General features: G+C 69.7%; 14 protein-coding genes. All 14 read right to left on the bottom strand.

Features of this window, described 5'->3' with window-relative positions:
• Window positions 1-4: 4 nt before the first annotated feature.
• Window positions 5-634 carry an RBBP9/YdeN family alpha/beta hydrolase gene (locus HHL11_RS05805; RefSeq protein ID WP_169417475.1) on the bottom strand — a complete coding sequence of 210 codons (630 nt, stop codon included), beginning with the start codon at window positions 632-634 and terminating at the stop codon, window positions 5-7.
• Between the two features lie 209 nt (window positions 635-843).
• Window positions 844-1752, bottom strand: a complete 909-nt coding sequence (gene epsC, locus HHL11_RS05800) for a serine O-acetyltransferase EpsC (protein WP_169417474.1) — start codon at window positions 1750-1752, stop codon at window positions 844-846.
• A gap of 79 nt (window positions 1753-1831) precedes the next feature.
• On the bottom strand, window positions 1832-2164 hold the full coding sequence (locus HHL11_RS05795; RefSeq protein ID WP_169417473.1) for a hypothetical protein: 333 nt from the start codon (window positions 2162-2164) through the stop codon (window positions 1832-1834).
• Window positions 2165-2174: 10 nt separating this feature from the next.
• Complete coding sequence (locus tag HHL11_RS05790; protein ID WP_169417472.1) at window positions 2175-3131, bottom strand: sulfonate ABC transporter substrate-binding protein; 957 nt, start codon at window positions 3129-3131, stop codon at window positions 2175-2177.
• Window positions 3128-3919: an ABC transporter ATP-binding protein gene (locus tag HHL11_RS05785; RefSeq protein ID WP_169417471.1), complete on the bottom strand. Its 792-nt coding sequence runs from the start codon at window positions 3917-3919 to the stop codon at window positions 3128-3130. The genes HHL11_RS05790 and HHL11_RS05785 overlap by 4 nt, the downstream gene beginning before the upstream one ends.
• A gap of 8 nt (window positions 3920-3927) precedes the next feature.
• Window positions 3928-4725, bottom strand: coding sequence for an ABC transporter permease (locus tag HHL11_RS05780; protein WP_169417470.1), 798 nt, complete (start codon window positions 4723-4725; stop codon window positions 3928-3930).
• Window positions 4722-5543, bottom strand: coding sequence for an ABC transporter permease (locus HHL11_RS05775; RefSeq protein ID WP_169417469.1), 822 nt, complete (start codon window positions 5541-5543; stop codon window positions 4722-4724). The genes HHL11_RS05780 and HHL11_RS05775 overlap by 4 nt, the downstream gene beginning before the upstream one ends.
• A 14-nt stretch (window positions 5544-5557) precedes the next feature.
• Complete coding sequence (locus HHL11_RS05770; protein WP_169417468.1) at window positions 5558-6649, bottom strand: ABC transporter substrate-binding protein; 1092 nt, start codon at window positions 6647-6649, stop codon at window positions 5558-5560.
• On the bottom strand, window positions 6650-8164 hold the full coding sequence (locus tag HHL11_RS05765; RefSeq protein WP_169417467.1) for an amidohydrolase family protein: 1515 nt from the start codon (window positions 8162-8164) through the stop codon (window positions 6650-6652).
• 20 nt (window positions 8165-8184) lie between these two features.
• Window positions 8185-9540 carry an LLM class flavin-dependent oxidoreductase gene (locus tag HHL11_RS05760; RefSeq protein ID WP_169417466.1) on the bottom strand — a complete coding sequence of 452 codons (1356 nt, stop codon included), beginning with the start codon at window positions 9538-9540 and terminating at the stop codon, window positions 8185-8187.
• A 170-nt stretch (window positions 9541-9710) separates the two neighbouring features.
• On the bottom strand, window positions 9711-9926 hold the full coding sequence (locus HHL11_RS05755) for a TOBE domain-containing protein (RefSeq protein WP_169417465.1): 216 nt from the start codon (window positions 9924-9926) through the stop codon (window positions 9711-9713).
• 26 nt (window positions 9927-9952) lie between these two features.
• Complete coding sequence (locus tag HHL11_RS05750) at window positions 9953-10750, bottom strand: ATP-binding cassette domain-containing protein (protein ID WP_169417464.1); 798 nt, start codon at window positions 10748-10750, stop codon at window positions 9953-9955.
• Between the two features lie 9 nt (window positions 10751-10759).
• Complete coding sequence (ssuC, locus tag HHL11_RS05745) at window positions 10760-11677, bottom strand: aliphatic sulfonate ABC transporter permease SsuC (protein WP_169417463.1); 918 nt, start codon at window positions 11675-11677, stop codon at window positions 10760-10762.
• A 14-nt stretch (window positions 11678-11691) separates the two neighbouring features.
• On the bottom strand, window positions 11692-12276 hold the full coding sequence (gene ssuE / locus HHL11_RS05740; protein ID WP_169417462.1) for an NADPH-dependent FMN reductase: 585 nt from the start codon (window positions 12274-12276) through the stop codon (window positions 11692-11694).
• Window positions 12277-12280: the final 4 nt, after the last annotated feature.

Raw genomic sequence — 12280 nt, 5'->3', positions numbered from 1 at the left:
TCCTTCAGACTGCGACCTGCAGGGAGGGCGCGGGCACCGTGGCCAGCAGCGACTGCAGCAGCGCCCAGCCGAGCGGCCATTCGCCGTGCCCCGACTCGATGTTGATGTGCCCGGCCTCGGGCAGGCGCAGGAACTCGCTGCCCCAGTTGCGCGCATAGGCGCCGGCCAGGCGCGCGGGGCAATAGGGGTCGTTGCCGCTGGCCACCACGATGCTGCGATAAGGCAGGCGAGCATGCGGCACCGGCGCGAAATCCTGCAGCGCCGCGCGCCGCTCCGGGTCCGCCGGCGCGACCAGCAGCGCACCGTCGATGCGCTCCGCCACGTCATCGGGCAGGTGCACCGTGGCGATGCAACCCAGGCTGTGTGCGACGATGACCACCGGTCGGTCCGCCTCCAGCACGCTGCGCGTGATGGACGACACCCAGGCATCGCGCGTGGGGTGGACCCAGTCGTCCTGCTGCACGCGCAGCGTGCCGGGAATGCGCTGCGCCCACAGGCTCTGCCAATGCCCGGGGCCGGAATTGCGCCAGCCGGGAACGATCAGGGGCACGGCATCCGGCTGGTCGAACGCGAAGCCGCCATCGAAGTCCGTAGCCTTGGATGCCGTGAAGCCGGCGCGATGGGTCTCTTGCATCTGCCGCATTCTGGGCAGCGCGCCCGCCGTTTCCAACGAATATCTCGTGCCTAACTTATGCGCATGTGCAAATCGAAATTCGTTGGTTAGCGCCGGGGACCAATCCGCCTAGACTGCAAGCGTCATCCGAGAGTCGGTTGTCTCCCTGCCCTCGCAAAGGGCAATTCACCCCGCCGGGCCCAGCCTGGCGGGGTCTTCTTTTTCTTGAATCAGGCGCTGGCCTGCCGCGAGTCCGCCTGCGTGACGTTGCCGCCCGCCGGCACATCGTGCGTCAGCCACACGTTGCCGCCGATCACCGCACCGCGGCCGATGGTCACGCGGCCCAGGATGGTCGCGCCCGCATAGATCACGACGCCGTCCTCCAGCACCGGATGGCGCGGATGGCCCTTTTGCAGGTGGCCGTCCTCGCCGACCGGGAAGCGCTTGGCGCCCAGCGTGACGTTCTGGTAGATGCGCACGTTGTTGCCGATCACGGCGGTCTCGCCGATGACGACGCCGGTGCCGTGGTCGATGAAGAAGCCCGCGCCGATGCGCGCGCCGGGGTGGAGGTCGATGCCGGTCTGGCCGTGCGCCAGTTCGGCGACGATGCGCGCCAGCAGCGGCAGGCCCAGCGTGTACAGCGTGTGCGCCAGCCGGTGGTGGATCATCGCCAGCACGCCGGGATAGCACAGCAGCACTTCGTCGACGCTGCGCGCCGCGGGGTCGCCCTGGTAGGCAGCCAATACGTCGTTGTCCAGGAGCCGGCGCGTCGCCGGCAAGCTGGCGGCAAAGCTGCGCACCGCATCCTGCGCGGCGGCCTCCAGGGCCTCGGCGTCGGCGTCCTGGCCACTGCGCCGCGCGGTGTAGCGCAGCTCCAGCCGCGCCTGGGCCAGCAGCACGTTCAGCGCGGCGTCCAGCGTGTGGCCGACGTAGAAGTCCTCGGCTTCCTGCCGCACGTCCGGCGGCCCCAGGCGCATGGGGAAGAGCGCGCCCTTCAGCCCTTCCACGGCGCCGGCGAGCGCTTCGCGCGACGGGAACTCGCGTCCCCCGGGTTCGCGCGAACGCCTTTGCTGCTCGCGCCAGTCGTGGCGTGCTGCGCGCAGGTCGCGCACGATCGCATCTACATCGAAATCGGCCATCGCCCGACTGTAGAGGGCCGAGCGGGGTCCGCCAAAGATCAAGATGTTGGATCCTTATGCGGCGGGGGGTCTTTGGGGCTCAAGCCTCCTCTCCGTCCTCCCCCATCAGCGCCAGCAACTGCCCGATGAAGCTGTCCTGCGCCGGCAACGGCGCGGGCGGTTCAGCCACGTGCAGGCCCTCGGGCACCGCGACCCATTCCCCGGCCTCGCACAGCAGGCCGGCCCAGCCGTCCGCGAGCGCCAGGTAGAAGACCGCCGCCTCGCCTTGCGGGCGCAGCACCGGCACGCCCGGCGGTGCCTTGCCACGCCCATGCACCACGCCCAGGGCTTGCAGGCCGCCGCGGATGCGGCCCTCGCAGACCAGCGTCTCGCCCCAGGCGCCGTCGCGGTCGAAGTACACCAGCGCGCTCATCGTGAAGGCCTCAGGCCCAGGGCGAACGGGCGACGTCGCGCACCTGGATGCGGCGCGGGATCAGCTTCAGGTCGAAGAAGGTGTCGGCAATCTTCTGCTGCTCCGCGATGATGGCCGGCGTGACCGGCCCGGTGCCGTACTCGGAGCGCGCGGTCGACAGGTCCACCACCGGCTTCGGCAGCCCGAACAGCGGCGCCAGTTCGGCGGCCAGCAGCTCGCGGTTGACCTTGGACCAGATGTCGATCTTGTTGATCTCCTCGATGGCGATGCGCAGCACGTCGGTGTTGCGGTCCGCGTAGGGCAGCGAGGAGAAGTAGTAGGCGCGGTTGCCGACGACACCGCTGGCGTCGGCGAGCAGGCGTGCATCGAGCGTCCTTTCCGCGGCGGCGAAGAACGGGTCCCAGATCACCCAGGCGTCCACGGAGCCCTTCTCGAAGGCGGCGCGCGCATCGGCCGGCGGCAGGAAGGCGACTTCGACGTCGCCATAGCGCAGGCCGTTCTTCTCCAGCAGCTTGACCAGGAAGTAGTGGACGTTGCTGCCCTTGTTGAGGGCGACCTTGCGGCCCTTCAGATCCGCGACGCTGCGGATGGCGGAGCCCTTGGGCACCAGCACACCCTCGGCGCGCGGGCGCGGCACGGTGGCGGCCACGTAGGCGAGCGGCGCGCCCGCCGCCTGCGCGAAGATCGGCGGCGCCTCGCCGACGTCGCCGAAGTCGATGGAGCCGACGTTCAGCGCCTCCAGCTGCACCGGGCCCGCGGTGAACTCGGTCCACTTCAGCGACACGCCCAGCGGCGCAAGCCGCTTCTCCAGCGTGCCGCGCGCCTTCAGCAGGCTGAGGAAACCCTTCTGGTGCCCGACGCGGAGAACGCGCGGCGACTGCGCGAAGGCGGTGAGCGCCGGCGCGCCCAGCGCGGCGGCGGTGGCGACGAGCAGGTCGCGCCGCTTGCGGATCAGGTTGAAGCTCAATGGAGTTCTCCGTTGGATGCGTTGTCGAAAAAGTCGCCCAGCACGTCGTCGCGCAGCCGGATGAACGCCGGGTCGCTGCGGTTGCGCGGATGCGGCAGCGGCACGTCGACGATGCGGCGGATGCGGCCCGGCGAGGGCTGCATCACCACCACGCGGTCGCCGAGGAACACGGCTTCCTCCACGTCGTGCGTCACCAGCAGCATCGTGATGCGCTCCTTCTGCCAGATGCGCTGCAGCTCGTTCTGCAGCCGCGAGCGCGTCAGCGCATCGAGCGCGCCGAAGGGCTCGTCCAGCAGCAGCACGCGCGGGCGGTTGACCAGCCCGCGCGCGATGGCGACGCGCTGCGCCATGCCCCCGGAGATCTGGTGCGGCCACGATTTCTCGAAGCCGCCCAGGCCCACCAGCGCGACGTGCTCGGCGACCAGTTCGGCCTTTTCCTTCTGCGTGAAAGGCGCGTTGCGCAGGCCGACCGCAATGTTCTGTTCCACGGTCAGCCAGGGGAAGAGGCGATGGTCCTGGAACACGATGCCGCGCTCGCGCCCGGTGCCGGCGATGCGCTGGCCGCCCAGCAGGATCTCGCCTTCGTATTCGGTGTCCAGGCCCAGCACCAGCCGCAGCAAGGTGGACTTGCCGCAGCCGCTGGCGCCGACGATGCTGACGAAGCTGCCTTCGGGGATGTGCAGGTCGATGTGCTCCAGCACCTGCAGTTGCCCGCCGCGGGCCTGCGCATGCGCGTAGCGCTTGCCGACGTCGCGGATGTCGAGTTGGTTGGAAATGACGGTGCCCATGGTTCGGTTCAGTTGTTGCGGCCGGTCCAGCGCGCCAGCCGGCGCTCCAGCAACCGGGCCGATGCGTTCATCAGCCAGCCGACCGTGCCGACCACGGCCATGCCGAAGATCACCAGGTCCATCTGGAAGTGCTCGCTGCCTTCGATCAGCGTGTTGCCTATGCCCTTGCCGGCCACCAGCAGGTACTCGGCGCCGATCGTGGCGAGCCAGGAGTAGATGAGCGCGAGGTACACGCCCGTGAAGATGGCGGGCAGCGCCGCTGGCAGCACCACCTGCGTCACGGTCTGCCAGCGCGTGTAGCCGTAGACCCGCGCCACCTCCAGCAAGCCGGTGGGCACGGTGCGGATGCCGTCGCAGGTGTTCACCACCACCGGCACCAGCGCGGCCAGCGACAGGAAGACCACCTTGGCGACGTCGCCCAGGCCGAACCACACCGAGATCAGCGGGATCCACGCGAACAGCGAGATCTGCTTGAAAGTGTTGAAGCTGGGGCCGGCGACGCGGTTGAACAGCGGCGACAACCCGAGCAGCGCGCCCAGCACCAGGCCGGTCACGGTGCCGATCGTGAAGCCGGTGAACTCGCGCGCCAGGCTGGCGCCCAGCGCGCGCCAGAGCCGGCCGCTCACGACCTGGTCGGCCGCCGTGTGCCACACCTGGGCCGGCGAGACCAGCAGCGCGGAGTTGACGATGTCCAGCGAGGCCAGCAGCCACCACAGCGCGATGGCCGCCAGCGGCAGCACCAGGCCGCGCCAGCGGCCCTGGGCCGCGGGCCGCGGCGGCTGCAAGGCGGCAAGCTCGGCGCTCATCGCGCGGCTCCCGGGCGACGCTGCGCCGCCGTCTCGAAGCGATCGAGCAGCCGGTCGATCGCATAACCGATCGCGCCCACGACGAACACCGCGGCCATCACTTGGTCCAACTGGAACAGCTGCCGGCCATAGACGATGAGGTAGCCCAGGCCTTCGCTGGACGCGACCAGTTCCACCACCACCAGCGACAGCCAGGCCTTGGTGAAGCCCAGGCGCACGCCGGTGAACAGCGTGGGCACCGCGTGCGGCAGCACGATATCCAGCACTTCCTGCCGGCGCGTGTAGCCGTACACCTGCCCCACTTCGCGCAGCGCCCCCGGCACCTGGCGGAAGCCCTGCAGCGTGTTCAGCGCCACCGGCACCAGGGCCGCCTTGGCGATCAGGATGTACTTCAGCGGCTCGCCGATGCCCACCAGCAGCAGCACGAAGGGCAGCCAGGCGAGCACGGGGATCTGCACCAGCGCGTTGAACGTGGGCAGCACATAGGCCTCGAAGCGGCGCGACAAGCCCATCGCCGAACCGAGCGCGAGCCCGCCCAGCGTGCCGGCGAGGAAGCCGACCCCGACCCGCGTGAAGCTGGTGCTGACGTGGTGCCACAAGTCGCCGCTCGCGGCCAGGTCGCGCAGTGTTTCCCACACGTACTGCGGCGGCGGCAGCACCTGCGGCGAGATCCAGCCGCGCTCGGCGCCGGCGAACCACAGCGCCAGCAGCACGGCCGGCAGCAGGAAGGGCAGCACGCCGTCGGCAAGGCGGCGCCACGGCAGCGGCGCGCGCGCCGGTGCGCGCAGGGTGTCGGAGGTAGGCAGGACTGCGGACATCGGTTCTCCTGCCTTCAGCGCGCGGCGAGCGGCTGCGCCTTGGCGCGCCCCTTGGCGTCGGCCGGCGTCCAGTAGTTCTCCAGGCCCTGCTTCTTGAGCGAAGCCTTCAGGTAGCGCGTCTCGAACCAGTCATCGACCGTCACCTCGCGGCGGATCAACTTCAGCTTGAGCGCGTCGGCGACCACGGCCTTGTAGCGGCCGATGATGAAGTCGTCGACCAGCGGCGAGTTGCGCGCGGCCAGCGACTGCTGGTCGAACTCCGCGGCCCAGGACGCGACCGGCGTGCCGCTGCGCGCCCAGATGCCGAACAGCTCGTCGCGGTTCTTCTCGTCGGAGGACCACTTGGCCGCGCGCACGAAGACGTCGACCACGCGCTGCACCTCGGCCTGGTTGGCCTGCTCGAAGTCGCTGCGCACCAGCAGCGAAGCCTGGCGCGTGAAGGCCGGGTCCTGGCCGCGAGTGGAATAGACCACCTTGGCCAGCCCCTGGTCACGCACCTTGAACCACTCGTAGCCGCCGAAGGCCGCGTCCACGCCGTTGGACACCAGCGCCGCCTGTGAGCTGCCGGTGTCGAGGTTGACGCCCTTGACGTCGCGCTCGGCCAGCCCGTTGGCCGCCAGCACGTTGATGGCGACCAGGTGGCCGTTGGTGCCGCGGAAGATCGACACCGTGCGGCCCTTCAGGTCCTTGATCGAGTGCACGTCCGACTTGACCGGCGTCACCAGGTAGAGGTTGTTGCGCTGGCCGCTCACCAGCAGCACCTTGGTCTTCAGGCCGTTGGAGCGGCCGACAATGGAAGGCAGGTCGCCCTGGTAGGCGAAGTCGATCTGCTTGTTGGACAGCGCCTCGTTCACCGCCGGGCCCGCGCCCTTGAAGAACAGCCACTCCACCTTGATGCCGGAGGCCTTGAACTCCTCCTCCAGCCAGTTGTTGACGCGCGCCACGCCGCCGGGCGAGCCGCCCCAGGTGACGGGATCGCCGCCGCCGGCAGTGGCGACGCCGATGCGGATGACTTCCGGCGCGGCATGGGCGCTGGCCGAAGCGGCGAGCGCGAGGGACAGGACAGCGCCCCAGCGGCGCGCGAGGGCTTGCACGGTCTTGTTCATTTACTGCTTTCCTTTCGCGGCGAGCTTGCGGCCGACTTCAGTGCCTTCGAAGAAGCGCGGGTTGGCTTCGGTGTAGAAGCGGTAGGGGTTGTCGAAGACGAAAGCCTTGAAGTCCGCGGCGCTGAGCACGCCCTGTTCGACCAGGTCCCAGGTCTCGGCCAGCGGCTCGGTGAATTCGGGCACGTCCCAGTGGCCGACGTCGGACGACCAGATCGCGTTGACCTTCACGCGCAGCGGATGCACGCGCTCGTTGAAGGCAGCGGCCACCGTGCGGTCGTCGGCCTCGGAGCCGAAGAAGAAGCTGTTGACCCAGCGGTCGCGGATGTCCTCCACCTTCTCGATGCCGGCCAGCGCGAAGTCGTCGATCTCGGATTCGTCGGGCTCGCGGCTGTGCGGCAGCGCAGAGATGCCGAGGCTGTCGCGCAGCAGCGTTGACTTGTCCACCTTGCGCCCCTTCAGCAGCTCGGCGCCATGGCGCTCGAACAGCGCGGCCAGCAGGTCGACGTCGGCTTCGGCCGGGTCGTAGTTGCGCACGGCCACCTTGTTGCGCTTCTCCCAGCGGTCCACCAGGTGCGTGTAGACGTGCGAACCCCAATCGGCGCCGCCTTCCAGCAGGCCCACGCGCAGGCCGGGGAAGCGCCGCGTGACGCCACCGAAGAACAGCGCCTTGGCGAAAGCCTGCGAGCCGTCGGCGAAGTGGCCGACGTGGTTGAACATGTAGTTGCTGATCGACTGGCGGCCGGTCCAGCCCTGGCTGCCGTAGTGCGTGGTCACCGGCACGCCGAGCTCCACCACCTTGGCCCAGAACGGGTCGTAGTCATGCTCGCTGTCGATGCCGTAGAAGTCGATGTAGCCGGCGTGCTTGGCGACTTCCGGGTGTTCCTTCGCCGGGTATTTCTCGGCGATCGCCCGGATCGGGCGCCGCACACCGCCCGGAATGTTGATCACCTTCAGGCCCAGCGTCTTCACCGCGAACTCGAGCTCCTCGATCGCCTCCTTGGGCGTGTGCATCGGGATGCCCGCCACCGGCGTCAAGCGGTCGGCGTAGGCCTGGTACTGGTCGGCGTGGAAGTGGTTCAACGCGCGGTGGAGCGGCTGGCGGAACTCGCTGCCGGCGGCGGCCGGTGATAGCACGTCGTTGGGGAACAGCACCGAGTAGTCCGAGCCTTGCTCGCCCAGGCGCTCGTGCAGCAGCGAGGGAATGGTGTACGTGGCCAGGTCGTAAGTGTTGCGCGTGACGCGCGCCCACCAGGGCGCGCGCAGCGTGCGGTTGTCCTGGCGCTCCTGCGGCGTCTGCTGGTACCAGTCCTTGCCGCCGCTGCGGGTGACGAAGCGGCCGCCCAGCGCCTTGCGCAGCGCGTCGACCAGCTGGTTGCCGCCGTACTGCGCCACGTAGTCCTCCAGCACCGGGGCGAAGCTGTTGACGTGGACGTCGGTGTCGATGACGGGATGGTCCAGGCCGGCCTTGACGGCGGCGGAGCGGGAGGCATGCGCCTGCTTCAAACGATCGTTCATGGTTCTTCCTTGGTGGGGGTTCAGGCGGCGAGTTCTTGCGCCGATGCGGTGTAGCGGCTGGCCGGACGCTCGAGACCGAGGTTCTCGCGCAGCGTCCTGCCTTCGTAGGCGGTGCGGAACAACCCGCGCCGCTGCAGTTCGGGCACGACGAGTTCGACGAACTCGTTCAGCGACTGCGGCAACACTGGCGGCATCACGTTGAAGCCGTCCGCCGCGCCGTTCTCGAACCATTCCTGCATGCGGTCGGCAATGGTCTGCGGCGTGCCGACGACGACCCAGTGGCCGCGCGCACCCGCCAGGTATTCGTACAGCTGGCGCACCGTGAACTTCTCGCGGCGCGCGAGTTCGATCACCACGTGGGCGCGGCTGTTGATGCCCTTGGGCGGCTCGGGGTACCAGGGCGGCGGCGCATCGAGCTCGAAGCGGCGCAGCTCGGCGATCGGCCAGAAGCTGGCCAGCGTGTTCAGGCCCACGGCGGGGTGGATCAGGCCTTGCAGCTCCGCCCACTTCGCCTTCGCCTCGTCTTCGGTGCGGCCGATCACCGGCGAGATGCCGGGCAGCACCAGCAGCTGTTCGGGCCGGCGACCGTACTTGGCCATGCGGCCCTTCACGTCGCGGTAGAAGGCCTGCGCTTCGCCCAGGCTGGTCCAGGCGGCGAAGATGGCTTCGGCCGTGGCCGCGGCCAGCTCCTTGCCGTCCTCGGAGGAGCCCGCCTGCACGATGACCGGGTGGCCTTGCGGCGGCCGCCCGATGTTCAGCGGGCCCTTGACGCGGAAGTGCTTGCCGACGTGGTTGAGCGCATGCAGCTTCTGCGGGTCGAAGTACACGCCCGATGCCTGGTCGCGGAGGAAGGCATCGTCGTCGTAGCTGTCCCACAGGCCCTTGACCACGTCGACGAATTCGTGGGCGCGCTCGTAGCGCACGGCGGGATCCGGGTGCGCCTCCAGGCCGAAGTTGCCGTGCACGTTGTCGGCGGAAGTGGTGACCACGTTCCACGCGGCGCGGCCCTTGCTGATGTGGTCCAGCGAGGCGAACTTGCGCGCCAGCAGGTAAGGGTCTTCATAGGTGGTCGACGCGGTGGCCACGAAGCCGATGTGCTTCGTCACGGCCGCCAGCGCGGCCCACAGCGTCACCGGCTCGAAGTACGAGACGCGGCCCTGCCGGCGCAGGGCTTCGTCATCGCCCTTGTACTGCAGGCCCGGGCTGTCGGCCACGAACACCTGGTCGAACAGGCCGCGCTCGGCGGTCTGCGCGACCTCGATGTAGTGGTCGATGTTGGTTCCCGAATCCGCCTGCGAGCCGGGGTGCCGCCAGGCGGCGACGTGGTGGCCGGTGGCCATGATGAATGCGCCGAGGCGCATCTTCCGTTGCGACATGTCGAGTCTTGCCTTGCTTGAAAGCAACCGACTCTAGGGATGCATGCGCACCAATGGAAATGGTCATTTTTCGTTAGCACAGAACGGAATCATCTGTGCTGGTGGACGCGCGCAAACGACCGCGCCCCGGCAGCCTGGGCAGGCCGTCGGGGCGCGGGTCGGGGGGACGTTCAGAGCTTCGCGATCGACACCTCCGTCGACTTCACCAGCGCCACGACGTCGGAGCCGACCTTCAGCTGCAGCTCGTCGACCGAGCGGGTGGTGATGACCGAGGTGACGATGCCCCACGGCGTCTGCACGTCCACTTCGGACAGCACGTCGCCGCGGAGGATTTCCTTCACCTGGCCCTTGAACTGGTTGCGCACGTTGATGGCCTGGATAGGCATGGGTTTCTCCTGTCGGGGTTTGGAATTCAGATGGCCCAGCGCAGGGCATGGGCCGGCGGCTGCAGCTGCCAGGGCGAGCCGGGCTCGTCCCTGGCCGGCAGCTGCAGCACGCGGTCGAGGATGCGCCGCTCGATGGCGGCGAAAGCCGCGTCGTGCACGCGCGGCCGCGGCAGCGCGACGCGCTCGTCCAGCGCGATGCGGCCTTCGTCAATGAGGATCACGCGGTCGGCCAGCGCGACGGCTTCCTGCACGTCGTGCGTCACCAGCAGCGCGGTGAAACCGTGGCGCAGCCACAGGCTTTCGACCAGGCGGTGCATCTCGATGCGGGTGAGCGCGTCGAGCGCGCCCAGCGGTTCGTCGAGCAGCAGCAGCCGCGGCTGGTGCACCAGGGCGCGTGCCAGCGCCACGCGCTGGCGCTGGCCGCCGGACAGGCGCGCCGGCCATTCGCCGGCGCGGTCGCCCAGGCCCACCTGCCCCAGCACTTCGCTGGCGCGCGGGCGCTCGGCCGGCGGCAGCCCGAGCACCACGTTGTCCCACACGCGGCGCCAGGGCAGCAGGCGCGCGTCCTGGAACATGATGCGGGTGTCTTCGCGCAGGCCCGCCGCCGGTTCGCCGTCGATGCGCAGCTCGCCGCCCGTGGGTGTCTCGAGGCCCGCGACCAGGCGCAGCAGGGTGCTCTTGCCGCAGCCGCTGCGGCCGACGATGGCGACGAACTCGCCCGGTGCCATGGCCAGCTGCGTGCCGCGCAGCACCTGGCGCGCACCGTATTGCTTGGACAGGCTGCGCAGCTCCAGCCGCAGGCCGGTGGTGGATGGCGTCGTCATGCAGGTTCCTCAGGCGGCGTTCTGGTAGCCGGGATGCCAGCGCAGCCACCAGTGCTCCAGCCCGCGGGCGAACACGTCGGCCAGCTTGCCGAGCACGGCGTACAGCAGGATGCCCACCAGCACGACGTCGGTCTGCAGGAACTCGCGGGCGTTCATCGTGAGGTAGCCGATGCCGGACTGCGCGGAGATGGTTTCCGCGACGATCAGGATCACCCACATCAGGCCCAGCGAGAAGCGCAGGCCCACGAGGATCGACGACAGCGCGCCGGGCAGGATCACCTGCCGGTACAGCTGCCAGCGCGAAAGGCCGTAGGTGCGGCCCATCTCGACCAGCCCCGGGTCCACGTTGCGGATGCCGTGGAAGGTGTTGAGGTAGATCGGGAAGAACACCGAGATGGCGATCAGGAACAGCTTGGCCGTCTCGTCGATGCCGAACCACAGGATCACCAGCGGGATCAGCGCCAGCGCCGGGATGTTGCGCAGCATCTGGAAGCTGGAGTCCAGCAGCGTCTCCGCCGTGCGCACCGAGCCGGTGAGCAGGCCCAGCGCCAGCCCGAGGCCGCCGCCGATCGCCAGGCCCAGGAAGGCGCGCGCGGCACTGATGCGCACGTGCGTCCACAGCTCGCCCGAGGCGGCCAGGTTCCACGCCGCCGTGACCACCTCGCTGGGGGCCGGCAGCACTCGCGTGGAGAGCCAGCCGAAGGAGGATGCGGCCTGCCAGGCCACCAGCAGCAGCAGCGGCAGCAGCCAGGGCAGCAGGCGCTGCACCAGGCCGTGCGCCAGCGCGCGCAGCTGCTCGCCGGTGAACAGGCCCGCGCCCGCAGGCGCGCCGGCCGCCGTCCGCAGGAAGTCGCGGTCACGCGCGGCGAGCGTGGCCTCGTTGGAGGCACCGGCCGCGGTCTGCAGTTCTGGAACATCCCCGCTCATGGCTGCCGGCTCCTTCAGACGCTGTAGCGCAGTTCGGAAAATTGCACGGAGGGGAACGCGGCCCGGGGCTGCAGGCGCTGCACCTCCTGCACCAGCGCGTTCACGCCGTCGTCCAGCCTTTGCGCGATGTCCGCGGCGACGTGGCGGCTGCCTTCCGGGATCAGCGTCACCTGCGAATCCGTCGCGTACACGCCGGGCAGGATGTGGCGCGCCGCCAGCGACTGCAGCACGGGCCGCAGCGCGTAGTCCAGCGCGAGCATGTGGTTGGGTGAGCCGCCGGTGGCGATCGGCAGCACCACCTTGTCCTGCAGCGCCGTCTGCGGCAGCAGGTCCAGGAAGGCCTTGAGCACGCCGCTGTAGGCCGCCTTGTAGACCGGCGTGGCGATCACGACGGCCTGGGCGCGCTGCACTTGCCCGGAGGCCGCGACGATGCCGAGGTGGTCGAAGTCGCCGGTCAGCAGCGCCTGGCCGGGCAGGTCGCGCACGGCCAGGCGCTCGATCTCCAGGCCGCGGCCGCGCAGCCGCGCCGTGACCTCGTCGAGCAGCGCCGCGGAGCGCGAATATTCGGACGGGCTGCCCGCCAGCAGGAGAACTGTCACGGGC

The organism is Ramlibacter agri (genome assembly GCF_012927085.1).
GTDB lineage: Bacteria > Pseudomonadota > Gammaproteobacteria > Burkholderiales > Burkholderiaceae_C > Ramlibacter > Ramlibacter agri.
This window is presented reverse-complemented; position numbering and strand designations above follow the sequence as displayed.